This is a genomic window from Actinoplanes sp. NPDC049265, from assembly GCF_043197135.1.
Taxonomy (GTDB): Bacteria; Actinomycetota; Actinomycetes; order Mycobacteriales; family Micromonosporaceae; genus Actinoplanes.
Genome location: NZ_JBICSP010000019.1, coordinates 17,301 through 34,293, shown reverse-complemented (window position 1 = coordinate 34,293; position 16,993 = coordinate 17,301). Strand labels below are relative to the sequence as shown.

General features: G+C 71.6%; 18 protein-coding genes and 1 tRNA gene. 13 read left to right on the top strand and 6 right to left on the bottom strand.

Going from position 1 to position 16,993, the window contains the following annotated elements:
- Positions 1-154: 154 nt before the first annotated feature.
- Complete coding sequence (locus tag ACGFIO_RS34420; protein WP_392832961.1) at positions 155-1,825, bottom strand: copper resistance protein CopC; 1,671 nt, start codon at positions 1,823-1,825, stop codon at positions 155-157.
- A 72-nt stretch (positions 1,826-1,897) separates the two neighbouring features.
- On the opposite strand from ACGFIO_RS34420, the gene ACGFIO_RS34415 reads away from it, so the two are divergent.
- The 7 genes from ACGFIO_RS34415 to ACGFIO_RS34385 all read left to right on the top strand — a co-directional run bounded on the left by ACGFIO_RS34415 (position 1,898) and on the right by ACGFIO_RS34385 (position 7,200).
- Positions 1,898-2,446, top strand: a complete 549-nt coding sequence (locus ACGFIO_RS34415) for a sigma-70 family RNA polymerase sigma factor (RefSeq protein WP_392832958.1) — start codon at positions 1,898-1,900, stop codon at positions 2,444-2,446.
- Positions 2,447-2,565: 119 nt separating this feature from the next.
- Positions 2,566-3,057 carry a MauE/DoxX family redox-associated membrane protein gene (locus ACGFIO_RS34410; protein ID WP_392832956.1) on the top strand — a complete coding sequence of 164 codons (492 nt, stop codon included), beginning with the start codon at positions 2,566-2,568 and terminating at the stop codon, positions 3,055-3,057.
- Entirely contained in the window at positions 3,054-3,767 is a 714-nt protein-coding gene (locus tag ACGFIO_RS34405) for a DsbA family protein (RefSeq protein WP_392832953.1), read from the top strand. The genes ACGFIO_RS34410 and ACGFIO_RS34405 overlap by 4 nt, the downstream gene beginning before the upstream one ends.
- Complete coding sequence (locus ACGFIO_RS34400; RefSeq protein WP_392832951.1) at positions 3,764-4,729, top strand: hypothetical protein; 966 nt, start codon at positions 3,764-3,766, stop codon at positions 4,727-4,729. The genes ACGFIO_RS34405 and ACGFIO_RS34400 overlap by 4 nt, the downstream gene beginning before the upstream one ends.
- Positions 4,726-5,193 carry a thioredoxin-dependent thiol peroxidase gene (gene bcp, locus ACGFIO_RS34395; protein ID WP_392832949.1) on the top strand — a complete coding sequence of 156 codons (468 nt, stop codon included), beginning with the start codon at positions 4,726-4,728 and terminating at the stop codon, positions 5,191-5,193. The genes ACGFIO_RS34400 and bcp overlap by 4 nt, the downstream gene beginning before the upstream one ends.
- A 76-nt stretch (positions 5,194-5,269) precedes the next feature.
- Positions 5,270-6,862, top strand: a complete 1,593-nt coding sequence (locus ACGFIO_RS34390; protein ID WP_392832948.1) for a methyl-accepting chemotaxis protein — start codon at positions 5,270-5,272, stop codon at positions 6,860-6,862.
- A 252-nt stretch (positions 6,863-7,114) separates the two neighbouring features.
- Positions 7,115-7,200: transfer RNA gene (locus ACGFIO_RS34385), tRNA-Leu, on the top strand.
- Positions 7,201-7,408: 208 nt separating this feature from the next.
- Here the strand turns inward: ACGFIO_RS34385 and ACGFIO_RS34380 are convergent.
- Entirely contained in the window at positions 7,409-8,152 is a 744-nt protein-coding gene (locus ACGFIO_RS34380) for an SAM-dependent methyltransferase (protein ID WP_392832946.1), read from the bottom strand.
- A gap of 182 nt (positions 8,153-8,334) precedes the next feature.
- Positions 8,335-9,015: a nucleotidyltransferase domain-containing protein gene (locus ACGFIO_RS34375; protein ID WP_392832945.1), complete on the bottom strand. Its 681-nt coding sequence runs from the start codon at positions 9,013-9,015 to the stop codon at positions 8,335-8,337.
- A 57-nt stretch (positions 9,016-9,072) separates the two neighbouring features.
- On the opposite strand from ACGFIO_RS34375, the gene ACGFIO_RS34370 reads away from it, so the two are divergent.
- The 4 genes from ACGFIO_RS34370 (at position 9,073) to ACGFIO_RS34355 (ending at position 11,366) form a co-directional block, all read left to right on the top strand.
- Positions 9,073-9,438 carry a MerR family transcriptional regulator gene (locus ACGFIO_RS34370; protein WP_392832943.1) on the top strand — a complete coding sequence of 122 codons (366 nt, stop codon included), beginning with the start codon at positions 9,073-9,075 and terminating at the stop codon, positions 9,436-9,438.
- A 60-nt stretch (positions 9,439-9,498) separates the two neighbouring features.
- A complete protein-coding gene (locus ACGFIO_RS34365) occupies positions 9,499-10,059 on the top strand; it encodes a dihydrofolate reductase family protein (protein WP_392832940.1) in 561 nt (186 codons plus the stop codon).
- A 186-nt stretch (positions 10,060-10,245) separates the two neighbouring features.
- On the top strand, positions 10,246-10,698 hold the full coding sequence (locus tag ACGFIO_RS34360; RefSeq protein ID WP_392832937.1) for a hypothetical protein: 453 nt from the start codon (positions 10,246-10,248) through the stop codon (positions 10,696-10,698).
- Between the two features lie 119 nt (positions 10,699-10,817).
- Complete coding sequence (locus tag ACGFIO_RS34355) at positions 10,818-11,366, top strand: GNAT family N-acetyltransferase (protein WP_392832934.1); 549 nt, start codon at positions 10,818-10,820, stop codon at positions 11,364-11,366.
- 126 nt (positions 11,367-11,492) lie between these two features.
- On the opposite strand, the gene ACGFIO_RS34350 is transcribed toward ACGFIO_RS34355, so the two are convergent.
- Together ACGFIO_RS34350 and ACGFIO_RS34345 are read right to left on the bottom strand one after the other, a co-directional pair.
- Positions 11,493-12,341 carry an expansin EXLX1 family cellulose-binding protein gene (locus tag ACGFIO_RS34350; RefSeq protein WP_392832933.1) on the bottom strand — a complete coding sequence of 283 codons (849 nt, stop codon included), beginning with the start codon at positions 12,339-12,341 and terminating at the stop codon, positions 11,493-11,495.
- 52 nt (positions 12,342-12,393) lie between these two features.
- Positions 12,394-13,197: an MOSC domain-containing protein gene (locus ACGFIO_RS34345; protein ID WP_392832931.1), complete on the bottom strand. Its 804-nt coding sequence runs from the start codon at positions 13,195-13,197 to the stop codon at positions 12,394-12,396.
- 133 nt (positions 13,198-13,330) lie between these two features.
- Here ACGFIO_RS34345 and ACGFIO_RS34340 point away from each other — a divergent pair, with 133 nt between their 5' ends.
- Together ACGFIO_RS34340 and ACGFIO_RS34335 are read left to right on the top strand one after the other, a co-directional pair.
- Entirely contained in the window at positions 13,331-14,470 is a 1,140-nt protein-coding gene (locus ACGFIO_RS34340; protein WP_392832928.1) for a hypothetical protein, read from the top strand.
- Complete coding sequence (locus tag ACGFIO_RS34335) at positions 14,467-15,573, top strand: hypothetical protein (protein ID WP_392832926.1); 1,107 nt, start codon at positions 14,467-14,469, stop codon at positions 15,571-15,573. The genes ACGFIO_RS34340 and ACGFIO_RS34335 overlap by 4 nt, the downstream gene beginning before the upstream one ends.
- Before the next feature lie 3 nt (positions 15,574-15,576).
- Here ACGFIO_RS34335 and ACGFIO_RS34330 read toward each other — a convergent pair whose 3' ends face one another.
- Positions 15,577-16,980 (bottom strand): FAD-dependent monooxygenase, encoded by a 1,404-nt coding sequence (locus ACGFIO_RS34330; RefSeq protein WP_392832923.1) that lies wholly within the window; start codon positions 16,978-16,980, stop codon positions 15,577-15,579.
- Positions 16,981-16,993: the final 13 nt, after the last annotated feature.

Here is a 16,993-nt window from a genome sequence, read left to right as displayed (position 1 = left end):
CTCCCCCTTCTCGGGTGTCACTGCGCTGACCATACATACCGAAATGCCACCAAAGTGGGCAAAAGACCGCCAACAGTCCGATCGGTGCGGCGGAGAACAGAAAGAAAGGCCGGTTCAATCAGGGATTGAACCGGCCTCGACGAGCGTAAAGCGCCTATTTGACCTGGACCGTGGTGGACAGCGTGGACCGGTCGATGTCGCTGGTCCGTACGGTGAACGTCAGCTTCCACTCCCCGGCCTGCGGCAGCGCGATGTCGCCGATCGCGTGGAAGTCGGTGATCCGCAGCAGCGGAATCTCGATCGGCTCGATGTTGGCCGAGGCGAGCGCCGCCGTCGCCGTCCACTCCACGACCGGCAACGGCTTGTTGTCAGGCGTGTACGCGTACAGATGAATGCTGTTGTTGCCCACCGTCGCGGGGAAGACGTCGACCTGAAGCGAAACGGTGTTGTCGCGAATTGTCTGTGTGATCGTCGTCGTGGTGGCACCGTCGGACGCCGCCTGGGCCGTGCGCGGCGGCGGGATCTGCACCAGCGCCGACGTCACCCCGAGAATGACCGCGGTCACGGCGAGCTCGACGAACACCGCCTTCCGGAGCCGGGACGGGCCGCCCGCCGCCGACTTGTCGATCACCATTTTGCGGGAGAACGCGGCCACCCCGACGGCCACCGCCGCGAGCCCGGCCTTGACCAGGATGAGCTGACCGTACGTGGACTTGAAGAGCCCGGAGAGCGAGCTGACCTCGATCAGCGCCTGCACCACGCCGGCCAGGATCAGCGCGCCGACCGCGGTGAAGGCCCAGCGCGACCAGATCGGCAGGATCGCGCCGAGCTCGCGCTCGTCGGCCTTGGGCAGCAGGAACGCGACCAGCATGACCAGACCGCCGAGCCACACGGCCATGGCCGACAGGTGCAGCGCGTCGACCACGACCGACACCCCGGCGACCGGCGACGCGGTCGGGTGCCCGGTCAGCGGCCAGGTGGCGACCGCGGCCACCCCGAGTACGCCCAGCAGCGCCAGATCGGCCTTGGACTCGCCGCCGTCGCCGCGCAGCAGCGGGCGCAGCAGGAACGCGGCGGCGCAGATGACGCCCAGGCGGACCAGCATGACCGCGCCGAACGTGCTGCCCAGCACGTCCTGGAAGTCGGCCAGACCGGCCCCGAAGAGGCCGGCGCCGATCGCATACGGTGCCTGCAACCACAGCCCCAGCAGGGTGCTGAAACCGATCAGGCCGAGCCCGCTCCAGACCAGCCGGGCCGGGCCGACCCGGGACAACCGGTGCGGCCAGAGCAGCGCGAGGACCAGCACCGGGCCGATGAGCAGCACCAGTCCGGCGTACCCGAGGTATTTGCCGATCGGGATCAGCGCGCGCACCACCGGGTCGACGTTCTCGGCGATGTCGTTCTCGGTCGGTGCGGCCGAGGGCGCGCCGACCGAGAAGGTGACGCTGCCGGCGACCGGATGGCTGTCGGCCGAGATGACCCGGAAGCTGACCAGGTAGGTGCCCCGGGCGCCGCCCGAGCGCAACGGGATGGTGACGCTGTTGCCGGTCGACGTCGGCTCACCCTGGTCGGCGCGGCTGCCGTCCGGCGCGAGCACCTGAATCTTGCCCGCCAGCAGCTGGACCGATTCACTGAAGCTGAGCGTGACCCGGTTGGGCGCGTCCGGGACGACGGTGCCGTTGCCCGGGTCACTGCCCACCAGCGCGGCGTGGGCACTGGCCGGGGCGGCCGGGCCGAGCAGCGTCAGGAGCAGGCCGAACAGCAGACCGGCGCCGGTCGCGAACGCGCGGCGCAACGATCGTCGATCACCAGACATGCGAGCCATGTTCCCCGATTGCTCCTCCGTCGCCCAACGTGGGTACGCCTGCCAGTTTCGCCCCGCGTACGATCAGCGGTCGTGACACCGGCAGAAAACGGTCTGGACGAGGCCACCGTGCTCGCCCTGCGGGCCCGGTCCGGCGAGGCCGGCGCGCAGGCCGCCTTCGTCCGCGCGACCCAGGCCGATGTCTGGCGGTTCACCGCCGCGCTGGTCGATCCCGGTGCGGCCGACGACCTGACCCAAGAGACCTTTCTGCGCGCGTTCCAGGCGCTGCCGCGCTTCGAGGGGCGCTCCGGGGTACGCACGTGGCTGCTCGGCATCGCCCGCCGGACCTGCGCGGATCACCTGCGTACGGTGGTGCGCGGCCGGCGTCTGCGGGCCCGGCTGACCGCCCAGGCCTGGACCGACGGCCCGGCCCCGGACCCGTCGGGGCGGCTGAGCGCGGCCGATCTGCTCGACCGGCTGGGCCCCGAGCGGCGGACCGCGTTCGTGCTGACCCAGGTGCTGGGAATGTCGTACGCCGAGGCGGCCGAGATCGAGGAGGTCCCGGTCGGCACGATCCGTTCGCGGGTCGCCCGGGCCCGCGACGAGCTGGCGGCCGCGGTCGCCGAGGCGCAAGCCGGCTGACCAAGCCGGGACTTTCGACCCTGGCCGCGCGTACCCAGCAAAAGGTCTGCTTTCACCCAGGAAACCCCCAGCCGGATTCGCGGAACCAGGGCCGGGGCCGGTCCGACTAATGGAACGTGATGACGGTGACTGCTGCCCGACGCACCGAGGCGTGGCCGTGGATCTCGACGGTGGCCCGGCTCGGTCTGGCCGCCGTGTTCCTGGTCGCCGGCGGCCTCAAGGTGACCGACCTGGCCGGGTCCGGGCGCGCGGTCAACGCGTACCGGATCCTGCCGTTCGAGGTGTCGCAGGTGGTCGGGGCGGTGCAGCCGTTCCTCGAGATCGCGCTCGGCCTGCTGCTGCTGGTCGGCCTGGCCACCCGCCTGACCGGGGTGATCGCCGCGGTGCTGCTGATCGTCTTCATCGCCGGCATCGTCTCGGCCGCGGCGCGCGGGCTGCAGATCGACTGCGGCTGCTTCAGCAAGGGCGGTGACCTGGCCGCGGACCAGAGTCCGGCGTACGGCTGGGAGATCGCCCGCGACGTGGGCTTCCTGGCGCTGGCGGGGTTGTTGGTGTGGCGTCCGCGGACAAGGTTCTCGCTGGACGAAATTCTGTTGAGGGGTACGCGATGAGCAAGGGCACCAAGGAACGAGCGGCCGCGAAGCGGATCGTCGAGCAGCAGAAGGCGGCCGAGCGCCGCCGCGCGGTCACCCTCTGGACCACCGTGGCGGTCGTCGCCTTCCTGCTCATCGCCGGCCTGATCGGCTGGGGGGTGCTGGCCGGCCAGAAGAACGACACGGCCAACGCCGCCGTCCCGCCGGGCACTGTCGACAGCGGCACGGCGTTCGCGGTCGGCGACGGTCCGGTCACCGTGGACGTGTACGAAGACTTCATGTGCCCGATCTGCCACCAGTTCGAGCAGCAGTCCGGTGCCACGCTCCAGCAGCTGGTCGCCGCCAAGAAGGTGACCGTCCGCTACCACCCGATCGCGATCCTCGACGACAAGTCGAACGGCACGCGATACTCCACCCGGGCCGCCGGCGCGGTGGCCGCCGCCGCCGAGGAGGGCAAGTTCCTGCAATATCACCAGGTGCTCTTCGACAACCAGCCCGCCGAAGGCAGCAACGGCCTGGACTCGGCCAAGCTGATCGAGCTGGGCCAGACGGCCGGGCTGGGCGACAAGTTCGCCGCCGCGGTCAACGACGGGAAGTACGACGGCTGGGCGACCAAGGTCACCGACGAGTCGTCCAAGCGCGGCGTGGTCGGCACACCGACCGTTCTGGTCAACGGCGAGAAGCTGCCGAGCCCGACCCCGGACGCCCTGACGAGTGCCGTCGGGTGAGACGTGCCCTGCTCATGGTCGCGGTGGCCGCCGGGGTGGTGCTTCCGCCCGCGCCGGCGTCCGCGCACGGCGGCGACACCCCGGACGCCACGTCCTTCCGCACCCGGGTGACGGGCATCGCCCCGGCGGTGCCCGGGCTGGCGGTGCGGGCGATCGAGGCGGGGGCCCGGCTCGAGCTGACCAACGACACCGGACGCACGATCGAGGTGCTGGGCTACTCTGGCGAGCCCTATCTCGAGGTGCGACCGGACGGCACGTACGAGAACGTGCACTCGCCCTCGACGTACCTCAACCAGACCTTGACCGGGCAGACGCCGGTGCCGGCGGCCGCGAATCCGGCCGCGCCGCCGCAGTGGCGTCGCGTCTCCGGCGACCGAACCGTGCGCTGGCACGACCAGCGGACCCACTGGCTGGGGGACGGGCTGCCGGCGGCCGCGGCGTCGGCGCCGTACCAGGAGCACCATCTGCGCGACTGGGTCGTTCCGCTGCGCCAGGAGACCACGGAGTTGCAGCTCAGGGGCACACTCGACTATCTGCCGCCGCCGCCCGAGTGGCTGTGGTGGGCCGGCGCGGCGGTGATCATGCTGGGGGTGGCCGCAGCCGGGCGGTGGTCGGTCCTGGCCGGGGTGGCCGCGGGGGCGGCGCTCCTCGCGTACGCCATTCTCCGCACCTTGGACGCGCCCGCCCCGGTCGTGACCTACGCGGCGGGCCTGATCGGTCTGGCCTCGGTCTTCGTCCGGCGATCGGCCTTTCTGACCACCCTGGCCGGTGCGGTCGTCGCGGTTTTCGGCGGCCTGATCGACCTGGGCGTCCTGCAGCGGGCGGTGGTCCCGGTGGCCGGGCCGGCGTGGATCGCCCGGGTGGCCGTGATGCTGGCCGTCGGCGCCGGGCTGGGCCTGGTCATCCACGGCATGATGCGGCTGCGTCGCCTGCCCGCGGCCGCCGATAGGGTCGGGGCATGAGCCTCAGCCACGGCGACGCCGCCCCCGACTTCACCCTGCCCACCGACTCCGGTGACACCCTCACGCTGAAGGACCTGCGCGGCCGCAAGGTGGTGCTGTACGCGTACCCGGCCGCGATGACCCCCGGCTGCACCAAGCAGGCGTGCGACTTCCGCGACAACCTGGCGTCGCTGCAGGCGGCCGGCTACGAGGTGGTCGGCATCTCCCCCGACGCCCCGGCCAAGCTGGCCAAGTTCCGCGAACGCGACGCGATCACGTTTCCGCTGGTCAGCGACCAGGACAAGAGCGTGCTGACGGCGTACGGGGCGTACGGCGAGAAGCAGCTGTACGGCAAGACGGTGACCGGGGTGATCCGCTCGACCTTCGTCATCGACGAGGACGGCGCCATCGACCGGGCCATGTACAACGTGAAGGCAACCGGCCACGTCGCCAAGCTGCGACGCGATCTCGGCCTCGACGACTGACCCACCTTTCTTACGTTCCGCTTCGCGGCTGCCGATATGGCGGGTGCAACCGCCCGCCACCCCTGGAGAGAACGCGATGTCGTCTGGTCCGCTGCGCAATCTGCCGGTCGCGCAGAAACTGCTGGTCAGTTTCGGTGTGCTCTGTCTGCTGATGATCGGAGTCGGCGCGACCGGTCTGGTCCAGGTGGACGCGGCCAACGACCGGCTGTCCGAGGTCGCCGGGGACAATTTGCGGGCGTCCAGCCTGCTCGGCGAGGTGCGCAACGACGTGCAGGAGTCGCGGGTGCTCTCCGCCTCGCTCATTCTGCACTCCCCGGCCGCCGACTCGGGCAACATCGAGCAGGCCGCCAAGCGCAAGGACGCCGAGGTCGATGAGGCCTGGTCGAAGTATCTGGCCAGCGGCGTCCAGGGCCAGGAGGCCCAGCGCACCGCCTTCACGACGGCGCTGGCCGACTACCGCAAGGTCCGGAACGACGAACTGTTCGCCGCCGGCCGGGCCGGGAACATCGACCGGTACCTGACCGCCCAGGGCAGCAAGGCCGAGCCGGCCGCGGAGGCGATGACCACCGCGCTGAACACCCTGACCATGGCCGAGAACGCCGACGCCGCCGAGCACATCACGACGGCGCAGCAGGACGCCACCCGAGCCAAGATCGTCGTCGGCGCGCTGATCGGCGGCGCCCTGCTCCTCGCGCTCGCGCTGGGTCTGCTGGTCAGCCGGGCCATGTCCCGCCCGCTGCGCCGCACCGTCGAGGTGCTGGAGGGTCTGGCCGAGGGCCGGCTCGACCAGCGGCTCGACGTCGACGGCAAGGACGAGGTCGGCCGGATGGCCAACGCGCTGAACACCGCCCTGGACCGCCTCACCGGCACGCTGCGCGACGTCAACAACAACGTGAACACGCTGTCCTCGTCGGCTGACCAGCTCACCACGGTCGCCACCCGGATGAACGCGTCGGCCACCCGCTCGGCCGAGGGCTCGAACACGGTGTCGGCGGCGTCCAGCCAGATCGGCATGAACATCACCACGGTGTCGGCCGGTGCGGAGGAGATGAGCAGCTCGATCGGGGAGATCGCGCGCAGCGCGAACAGCGCGGCCGAGGTGGCGGGCAAGGCCGTCCGCATCTCCGGCGAGGCCGGCGAGATCCTTCAGAAGCTGGGTACGTCATCGGCCGAGATCGTCTCGGTCATCAAGATCATTACGTCGATCGCCGAGCAGACCAACCTGCTCGCCCTCAACGCCACCATCGAGGCGGCCCGGGCCGGCGAGGCCGGCAAGGGTTTCGCGGTCGTCGCCGGCGAGGTCAAGGAACTGGCCGGCGAGACCGCCCGGGCCACCGAGGACATCCGCACCCGGGTCGACGCGATCCAGACCGACTCGGCCGCCGCGGTCGCCGCCATCGAGGAGATCGGCGCCGTCATCGACCAGATCAACCAGACCCAGACCGCGATCGCGGCCGCGGTCGAGGAGCAGACCGCCACGACCGACGAGATGAGCCGCAACGTCTTCCAGGTGGCGGCCGGCACCACCGAGATCTCCACCAACATGACCTCGGTGGCCCAGGCCGCCGCCGAGACCACCGGCGCGGCCGAGCACACCGGCCGGGCCGCCGAGGGCCTGTCCCGCGTGGCGAGCGACCTGCGGACAAGCTTGGCGATGTTCCGCTTCTGACCGCCCGCCCGCCGATTCAACCCACGGCGGCCCGACCTGCCCGCTCGACTCCACCGCCCGCCGATTCAACCCACGGCGGCCCGACCTGCCCGCTCGACTCCACCGCCCGCCGATCGACCCACCCGGCCCGACCTGTCCCGACCCGACCGCCCTCCGAATGACCCCACGGCGGCTGTCACGCGGCCCGATCCGCGAGGCGGCCGCCGTGGCCTGTACATACGTCTGCCGACCAGTGTTTACACTCAGCGGAACGCGGGAGTGGCGGAATGGCAGACGCGAAGGTCTTAGGAGCCTTTGTCCTAACGGGCGTGAGGGTTCGAGTCCCTCCTTCCGCACCAGGATCCGGCACGCCCATCCTTGATGGGCGGTCGGCCCTCAGCCGGGCGGTCGCGGCGGCCGCCGATCAGCCACGCCGACCCGCGGCCCCTGAGCAGCCACGCCGACCCGCGGCCGGCGATTAAGCCACGCCAACTCACGGCCCCTGAGCAGCCACGCCGACCCGCGGCCGGCGATCAGCACACCGCCGTTTGGCCGCATCGACGAGCGTCACATCTCGGGCTTCCGGTCCCGGCGTAGCACCAGGGTGGCAAAGCCGAGAACGCCGCGGTAGCCACGAAGCCACCGCTCCCGGTGCCGGCGGGCCTCGGCCAGCGCCTCGGCGGCGTCCGGGTGCCCGGGATTGTCCAGCGCCCACTCGGTCAGCGACCCGGCCCACGACCATTCGTACGTATCCCACTCGGCTTGATCGCTCACGTGCACGTAGATCGGCGTCCACCCGCACTCCTCGGCCGCGTCGACCAGCCCCGCAAGGTCGTCGTGATCGCCCAGCGTGGCCACGTCCGGCGTCGGCGGGACAGCCCAGAAGCCCTCACCCACGAGCAGGACGCCGTCCGGGTGAACATGCCGCCCGGCCGCGACGAGGGTCTCGCGGAAGCCGCCGAACACATGCGTCGCGCCGACACACATGACCAGGTCGTAGTCGCCGTCCGGGACGTAGCCGCGCGCGTCACGCTGGTGCAGGGTGAGGCGGTCGGTCAGGCCGCGGGCGGTGGCGGCCTCGGCCGCGCGTTCCAGCGCGTACGGGCTGAGGCCGACGCCGTCGGCCACGCCGTCCGGGTGGTGCGCCAGCGCCTGCAGCGCCCAGGCCGCCTCGCCGCAGCCCAGGTCGAGGATCCGGGCGGCCGGCCCCCGTCCGGCCCGGCGCAGCAGCCGGTTGACGTTCACACCCGAGATCGGCGCGGCGATCGGATGATGCGAGTGCGCGATGCTGCTGAGCCGTTGACGATCCACGATCAAAACCTATGCCAGATGTACGCCCCGCCGACCACCCGCGCCCTGCGCCCGCAAACCGTCAGCCCGCCCGACCGCACCCGCCCGCAACCGTCAGCCCGCCCGCACCCACCCGCAACCGTCAGCCCGCCCGACCGCACCCGCCCGCAACCGTCAGGCCCAGGGCCGGCCGCGCCCGCGACCTACCGTGACGCCCGGCGGACCGTTCTGCGGGCGTCACGCCAGGCGATCCAGGCGGTGTGCAGGCGGGGCGACGTGACCGGCTCGCCTCGGCGGCGGGCGGAGAGCTGGGCGATCAGCCAGGGCGGGGCGGCGGCCTGCTCGATGGCACGGGACTTGGTGAGCAGGGCGCCGTGCGTGAGGGTGTGCCGGCCGCGGGCCATCGAGGTGAGGCTGAGGTCGGCCATCTCCGGGTCGAGGAAGATCCACGGGCGGCGCGCGGCCCACGTCCAGTAGCCGGTCAGCTCGGCCCGGCCCGCCTCGCGTACGTCCTCGTCGGTCATGGCCGGGAAGACCGCCGCGGGTGCCCGGCCGAACACCGGGTAGCCGTGCCGGACCAGCTCGGCCCGGGTGACCCCGGACAGGATGCGCCGCACCAGCACACCATGGGTCCAGGTCGGATGGCGGCGGGAAACGTCGGCCACGGTGGCGATGTCCACATAGACGCAGCCCAGCTTGAGCGCCGGGTCGATGCCGTCGTGCAGGGCCCGGATCTCGTCGTCGGCCAGGGGCCCGGCGGTGAGGGCGACCAGGTCGAGATCGCTCACGCCCGGGATGTGGTCGCCGGTGGTCATAGAGCCGGCCACGAGCAGATCGGCGACCCGGTCGGACGCCCGCAATCGCTCGGCGAAGGAATCCAGCACCCACGGAATGATATCGAGCTAGAATCTGACATCCATGTGAGATTGTGAGGGGGCGTCATGCGGATCGGCGAGCTGGCCGAGCAGACCGGGGCGAGTGTCCGGTCGCTCCGCTACTACGAGGAGCAGCAGCTCATCCTGTCCGCGCGAACCGCCGGCGGCCAGCGCATATATCCGCCCGACACCGTGGGCCGCGTAACCCTCATCCAGCTCCTGCTCGCCGCCGGCATCCCCAGCCGGCGCATCGCCGCGATCCTGCCCTGCATCCACACCGGGCTGGTCACGCCGCCGATGTTCGAGACGCTGCTGGCCGAGCGGTCGAGGATCGACGACCAGATGGGTACGCTCGCCGCCACCCGCGACCGCCTCGACGGAGTGATCGAAGCCGCCCGCGAGCGCCTGAGCACCGAAACCGTCCCGGCCTGAAACTGCCCGCCTGACACAACCGGTTGTGTATTGCCTACAGTTGCCCATAGGCTCCGTGACATGGGCAAACTCATCTGCACGCAGATCGCGTCACTGGACGGCTACATCAACGACGAGCAGGGCAGATTCGACTGGAGTGCGCCCGACGCCGAGGTGCACGCGTTCGTCAACGATCTGGAACGGCCGATCGGCACCTACCTGTACGGGCGACGCCTGTACGAGGTGATGCGGTACTGGGAGACAGCGCACGAGCAGCCCGACCCGGACCCGATCGAGCTCGACTACGCGCGGCTCTGGCAGGCCGCCGACAAGATCGTCTATTCCACGACGCTGGCGGCGGCGTCGTCCGCGCGTACCCGGATCGAAAAAGCCTTTGACCTTGACGCGGTCCGCCGGCTGAAGGAGTCGAGCGACAGCGACCTGACCATCGGCGGCCCCACCCTGGCCGCGCACGCGCTGCGGGGCGGCCTGGTCGACGAGCTCCGCCTGCTGCTGTCGCCGGTGATCGTCGGCGGCGGCACCCGAGCCCTCCCCGACGGCGCCCGCCTCGACCTCGAACTCACCGACGAACGCCGCTTCGCCAACGGCGTCGCCTACCTCGCCTACCGCGTCAGGAACTGACCGGCGGCGGGTGGCACCAAGCCGTCGACGCCGACCAGGTCAGACCTGCCCTGCGGGGGCGACGAGCTGTTAGCGCCTATCGGGGTCAGGAGCTGACCGGTGGCGGTGGCTCGACGATTGAGTGACATTTCATGCTTGTCACGTGGCTCCGTATGCTTCCCGGGTTCGAAACGGGGAGGAACACAGATGCATCCGCACCAGCAGGCCATCGCGATCACCGCCAAGTACTGGGCCATGTCGTTCGTCTTTGGGCTGTTCACGCCCAATCTGACGATCGACGGGCATCAGGTGCATGCCGCCTGGGGCCGCACCGTGGTGCCGGTGCCGCCGGGTCAGCACCACGTCCACATGCACGTGCCATACCTGCTCCCGTCGCGCGTCGGGAACGCCGACGCCATGGTGACGGTCCAGCCTGGGCAGACGATCGAGGTCGAGTACCGAGCGCCGGCCATCGGATGGCTGGACGGGTCGATGGGGCCCGCGCCACAGCAGTTCCGAGGCATGACCGCCGCGATCGTGCTGCTGATCGTGCCGCTGGTCATGCTCCTCTGCTTCTGCGGCCTGTTCGGCATCGCGGCGCTCAACAGCGACTCGGACCGGACCTCGCTCCCGCCGATCACCCACGCCATCAAGGACTGACGAGCCGTTCACCCCGGTCTACGCGGCGAACGCGGCGGGGTGGCGGCGGCTGTGGCCCGCAGCTCACCGTGCCCGGGTGGCCGGGACCGCGCCGGCCGGGCGAGGATCGGCCGGTGGGAATGACGTTCGAGATTGATCCGGTGCTGACCGATGCGCTGCGCGAGGAGGTCGTCGGGCTCTGGACCGACGTGGTCAACGGCGGTGGGGCGGTGGGCTTCGTGGCGCCGGTGGTCGCCGGGGACGTGCGGCCGACGGCCCAGGCGGCGCTCGCGGCCGTGGACGGTGGCACTGATCGGATGATCGCCGGGTTCGAGGGTGGGCGGCTGGTGGCGTTGCTCTTCGTCGCCGGGAACGGGCATCGGCTCAAGGAGCACTGGCGAACGCTCAAGCGGGTGATGGTCGCGCCTGACCGGCAGCGCTCGGGGTACGGCGGGGCGATCATGCGGGAGGCCACCGCCGTGGCGCGGACGATGGGGCTGGACGCGTTGCAGCTGACCGTGCGGGGTGGGACGGGGACCGAAGGGTTCTACGCGCGGCTGGGATATCGCGAGGTGGGGCGGGTGCCGGGGGCGCTGCGGGTGGCGCCGGGCGACGACCGCGACGAGATCGTGATGTGGCTCGACCTGCGCGACCAGCAGGCGCCCAGGGCGAAACAGCATGGCGGCTAGCCGACAGCCGGGCGACCAGGGCGACCAGGGCGAAACAGCGCGGCGGCTGGCAGGCGGCGGGGCGACCAGGGCGAAACAGCGCGGCGGCTGGCAGGCGGCGGGGCGACGAGGTCGAGACAGCGGCGGCTAGCAGGCCGCGGGCCGGGCGACCAGAGCGACCGCGGGCGGGGCGGTCTCACTCGCCGACGTGGAAGGTGCGGGCGGTGCCGACGGCGCGGGTGCGGGTGACGGGGGTGGGGCCTTGGTCGCCGGGGCGGCGGAGGAAACCGCGGGCTTCGGCTTCTTCTTTTCGAGGATCGCCGAGGCGGCCTTCTGCGTCACGCCGGGCTTGAGTTTGATGCCGGGTACGGTCGTCGATCTACCGTACGCGTCGGTGAATGTGATCTTGAATGGCCCGGCCCCGGCGCCGCCATCGATGATCCAGTAGTTGAAGTCCGTACGCGTAGCCGTCTTGCCGTTGACCTTGACCGAGCGCAACCGATCGCCGTGGTTGTCGATCAGCGCCGCGAACCAGAACCGCGACGACCCCTCCTTCAGCCGCACGCTGACCGGCCCGGGCACCTTCGGCGCGCGCACCGTCGTGTAGGTGATCGGCACGATCCCGTCGACCTCGTCGGCGATCCGTTTGAACGCGGTCCGGCTCAGGTCGATATGTCCGGCCGCGCACGGCGGGCACGAGTCGATCACCTTGACCCGCACCTTGCCCTTCGGACCCTTCACGTCCAGGTAACTGCCGCAGGCCGCGCCGCCGTCGTAGTCGGCCGCGCCCAGGGCCACGAACAGGTCGTCGGCCGGCGCCGACGGGAACGAGCAGTTGCCCGTCCCGCCGCCCAGCTCGTAGAAGGTGGCCTTGTCGCCGGCCCGGGCGGCGGCGCAGGCGGCCCCGCCGTCGCGCAGCAGCAGGGCCACGCCGACGAGGGCGGCCAGGACGACGGCGCCGCCGGTGGCCAGCCAGCGCTTCGAGAGTGCGTGCACGCCGATGAATGTGCTGTCCGGCGTGCCCCAAGGCAACTGTCCTAAGCGAAACCTAAGACGCGAGAGTGACCGGATCACCCACCCGGAGGCTTCCCACCGCGTCGGGGATGAGGTTCAGGCCGAACAGCAGCCCGCCGCCGATGTTGCGGTGCCGGCCGAGCATCTTCAGCGGCTGCGAGCCTTTCCCCCCGGTCTCCTGGTCGATGGTGGTGACCAGGCACCGCGCGCACGGCTTGGCCGCCCGGAACGGCAGGTCGCCGATGGTCAGCCTCCGCCCGGTCCACTCGTCCTCGGCCCACGGCGCCGCCCCGGCCAGCACCAGGTTGGGCCGGAACCGGGTCATCGGCACCGGCTCCTCCCCGGCCTCGGCCAGCCAGTCGTTGAGCGCCGAGAGCGACGCCGCGCTGGTGATCAGCACCGGGTAGCCGTCGGCCAGGCTGACCCGGTCGTCGTCCTGCGCGAACTGCTCGATCGTCCGGCCGGCCGGATCGGCCTGCCACACGATCCGCGCCGGCCGCCCGAGGAACTCGGCGAACCACCCGCCGTCGTCGGCCACCCGCGCCGGCACGGGCGGCTTGCGCTTGAAGACCCGCACGAACTCCTTCGGCCCGTCGGCCGGTTCGGCCAGGTGCAGGTCCGGCATTCCCCGGGTACGCACGACCAGCCCGCCCGCCACCGGTGTGACGTGCAGCTGGCTGAGCACGGCGGTGTCCCGCTGTGTCACTCCGACCCCGTCGGCGTCGACCACCATCCAGCGCCGATCACCGGCCAGACCCTGGCGTTCGACGTGCGCCACGTCGTGGTCGTTCCGGTGCGACCCCTTGATCGGGTACGTGTGCAGCGAGGCGATCCGCATCCCGCCAGCCTGACACGTCCCACCCGGCACCGTGGTGTCCGATGACGGTTCCAGATGGACCGTTCGGGGGTGCCGGGGCGGCCGACCACGCCGTTACGCTGGCGTTCTGACGTGCAAGCCTGGGGGAGGCTCCATGTATCGCTGGCGCACGATGACCACCGCGACCGCCATTGGTCTGGCCGGGGCACTGGCCCTGCCGGCCGCCGCGCCGGCCGCCGACGACACACGGCCCGAGCTGGTGTCGGTCGAGATCACCACGCCGCAGGTCGACGTGGGCAACTCGTACGGTGACGGCCAGGTCATGGTGGCCGTGCACCTGCGCGACGCGGAGGGGCTGCCGGACACCATCCACGTCGAGTGCTGCACCGACAACAAGACTGTGGTGGTGGCCAAGGGGACCGGCTGGTACCCCGAGATGCCGTACATCACCTGGACCACGCTGGGCCGCGGCAGCGGCACCCGGCAGGACGGCACCTGGTACGGCCAGGTCACGGTCAGCCCGGCCTGGTCCGGCACCTTCCAGGTCACCCAGGTGCAGATCGACGACGACCAGAACGGCCAGTTCTTCTTCCCGGTCACCAACGGCCCGACGGTCACCGTCACCGGCGGCGAGCGGTGGGTCGGCGAGACCGTGCGTACGCCGGTCAAGGTGGTGACCGGCCAGGAGGGCTGGCACCCGCGGGTCCGGGTGGTCAACACGGTCACCGGACAGCCCGTCGGCGGCGCCCGGGTCCAGGCCAAGAGCATTTTCGACGACTGGTACGACCTCGCGGCCGTGCCGCCGAGCCCACCGCCGGGCACGGCCGCCGACAGCACCGGGCTCTGGACCGACCCGACCGAGCACGTCCGCGGCGACTTCTTCCCCGAGGAACGGCTGCTCGTCTACGCCCGCCGGGGCACCCGCGGCTACAGCCAGCAGGGGCTCGGCTGCCCCGACTTCACCGCCAAGATCCAGGCATCGGAGACCTTCGCCGGCACCACGGTCGGCGTGGCCGAGCCGATCACGGTCACCGGCAACGTCTGGCCGGCCCCCTCGATCCTCGGCGCCGCGAGCGCGGTGTGGCTGCAACGGGATGTCGGCGGGGGCACCTGGCAGACGGTGGCCTCCGTCCCGCCGCGGCAGAACGGGCGGTACACGCTGCAGTGGGCGGCGCCGAACGCGGGGCGGTACTCGTTGCGGGTACGCGTGCCGGGCAGCGGCAGCGCCGCGTCGTGTACCGGGCTGCAGTCGGTCGGCACCGCACTGGCCGCGACCACGGTGACCGTCCGATGATCGCCGGGGTACTGGCCACACTGCTCGCCCTGCCCATCGCCGGCGTGCCCGCGAGCGCGGCCGACAACCCGCCGGAGCTGGTCTCGGTCGAGGTCTCGAGCGACCGGCTGGACGTGAGCGGCGGTTCCGCCGACGTCGTCGCCCTGGTCCACCTGCGCGACGACGAGGGGCTGCCAGACCTCATCCGGTCCAACTCGTCCGACAACCACGTTGTCGTCCTGGCCGACCGGGACGGCCGGCTCCCCGAGATCCCGTGGATCATCTGGCCGGAGATGCGGCGGGTCAGCGGCACCCCGCAGGACGGGGTGTGGCGGACCGACGTCGTGACGGTCAGCCCGGCCTGGTCCGGGACCTACCGGGTGCGCCAGGTCGTCATCTGGGGAGACACCATGGAACCGACGGTCCTGCCGGTCCAGGACGGTCCGACGATCACCCTCACCGGCGGCGAACGGTGGTACGCCGCCCCGGTCCGCACACCGATCAGGATCGTCACCGGCGACGAGACGTACCGACCGCAGGCCCGGATCATCAACTCCGTGACCGGCGCGCCGGTCGGCGGCGCCCGGGTGGCCGAGACGAGCATCTGGAACGACTGGACCGGGCACGCCTTCGTCACCGGGCCGGCGCCCGGCACCGCGGCCGACGGCACCGGGCTGTGGACCTCTCCGCTCACCTACCAGGTCACCGGCGAGTTGGGGGAACGGCGCCAGCTCGTCTACGCCCGGCGCGGCGGCCGCGGCTACAGCCAGCAGGGCGTCGGATGCTATGACGTCACCGTCAAGATGCAGGCGTCGTCGTCGTACCCGTCCGGTCCGATCGGCGCGGGCCAGCCGCTGACCGTGACCGGTCACGTCTGGCCGGCGCCGCAGATCTGGGGCACCGGAGCACCGGTGTGGCTGCAGCGGGACACCGGCGGCGGGGTCTGGGCGACGGTCGCCGCGGTCGAGCCGCGGACCAACGGACGCTACACGGTGACGTGGACGCCGCCGGCCCGCGGCACGTACTCCCTGCGCGTCCGGGTGCCGGGTGGCGGGAGCGCCGAGCCCTGCCGGGTCCAGACCGTCGGGACGGCGCTGGCCGCCGGCAGGGTGATCGTGCGCTGAGGATCAGCCGAACCAGCGGGCCAGGCTGATCTCCAGGTCCCGCTGGTCGTCGCCGATCCAGGCCACGTGACCGTCGGGCCGGAGCAGGACGGCCGGGACGTCCAGGGCCGCGGCGGGATCCGCGACCTGGTCGACCCGGTCCGACCAGGCGCCGGAGGTCAGGCCCGCGGTGCGGTCGAGCAGCAGGCCGCAGCCGCGGTGCAGCCGCTCGTAGAGGTGGCCCTGACCGAGCTCGATGTCGGGCATGCGCCGGCCCAGCAGGTCGGGGCCGGCGCCGAGGTCGTACCGGATGTCGATCGCGGCGATCTTCTCGATCAGGCGGCGGTTCACCTCGTTGAGGTCCATCAGTTCGGTCAGCAGCTTGCGTACGGCCCGCGGGCCGGCCCCGTCGGCGTACAGCTCCATCTGGGCGCGGGTGTTGTCCAGCACGTCCGCGGCGACCGGGTGCCGTTCGGCCTGATAGGTGTCGACCAGGTCGCCGGGGGCCCAGCCGCGGACCCGCGCGGCCAGTTTCCAGCCCAGGTTGAACGCGTCCTGTAGGCCCAGGTTGAGGCCCTGCCCGCCGGTCGGAGGGTGGATGTGGGCGGCGTCGCCGGCCAGCAGCACCCGCCCGACCCGGTAGCGGTCGGCGAGCCGGGTGGCGTCCCCGAAGCGAGACAGCCAGCGCGGTGAGTGCACGCCGAAGTCGGTTCCGGCGACGGCGCGCAGCTTTTGCCGGAAGTCCTCGACGGTCGGCGGTTCGGCCCGATCGGTGACCTCGCCGGCCGGGACGATGACGCGATAGACGCCGGCGCCGACCGGGCTGACCATCAATCGCTTCTCGGTCGCGCGGATCTCGGCCACCGTCGCCATGATCTGCTCGGCCGGCACATCCGACGCCAGCTCGCCCATCAGCGTCTCGGTCCGGGCGGGCTCGCCCGGGAAGTTGACGCCGAGCAGCTTGCGCACCGTGCTCCGGGCGCCGTCACAACCCACGAGATGGCGTGTACGCAGCCTTTCCCCGCCGGCCAGCTCGACTGTCACGCCGTCGTCGTCCTGGGCCAGGCCGGCCACCGCCGTGCCGCGCCGGACCAGCGCGCCGAGGCCGGTCGCGTGTTCTTCGAGCAGGCGAACGACCACCGGCTGCGGAATTCCGAGCAGATAGGCGTACGGGGAGTCCAGGCCCTCGGGCACCGGTTTGTCGATGCCGGCGAAGAAGCCGGCGGCCGGGCGCTGTCGTCCGTGGGCGCGGACGCCCTCCAGCAGCCCGCGCATGGCCAGGATCTCGAGACTGCGCATGTGCAGGCCGACGATGCGGGCGTACGACGGCGGTTCGGTTTCCTGTTCCAGGACGAGCACGCGGACGTCGTGCAGCCGCAACTCGGCGGCCAGCATCGCACCGGTCGGCCCGCACCCGGCGATGATCACATCAAAGTCGTAC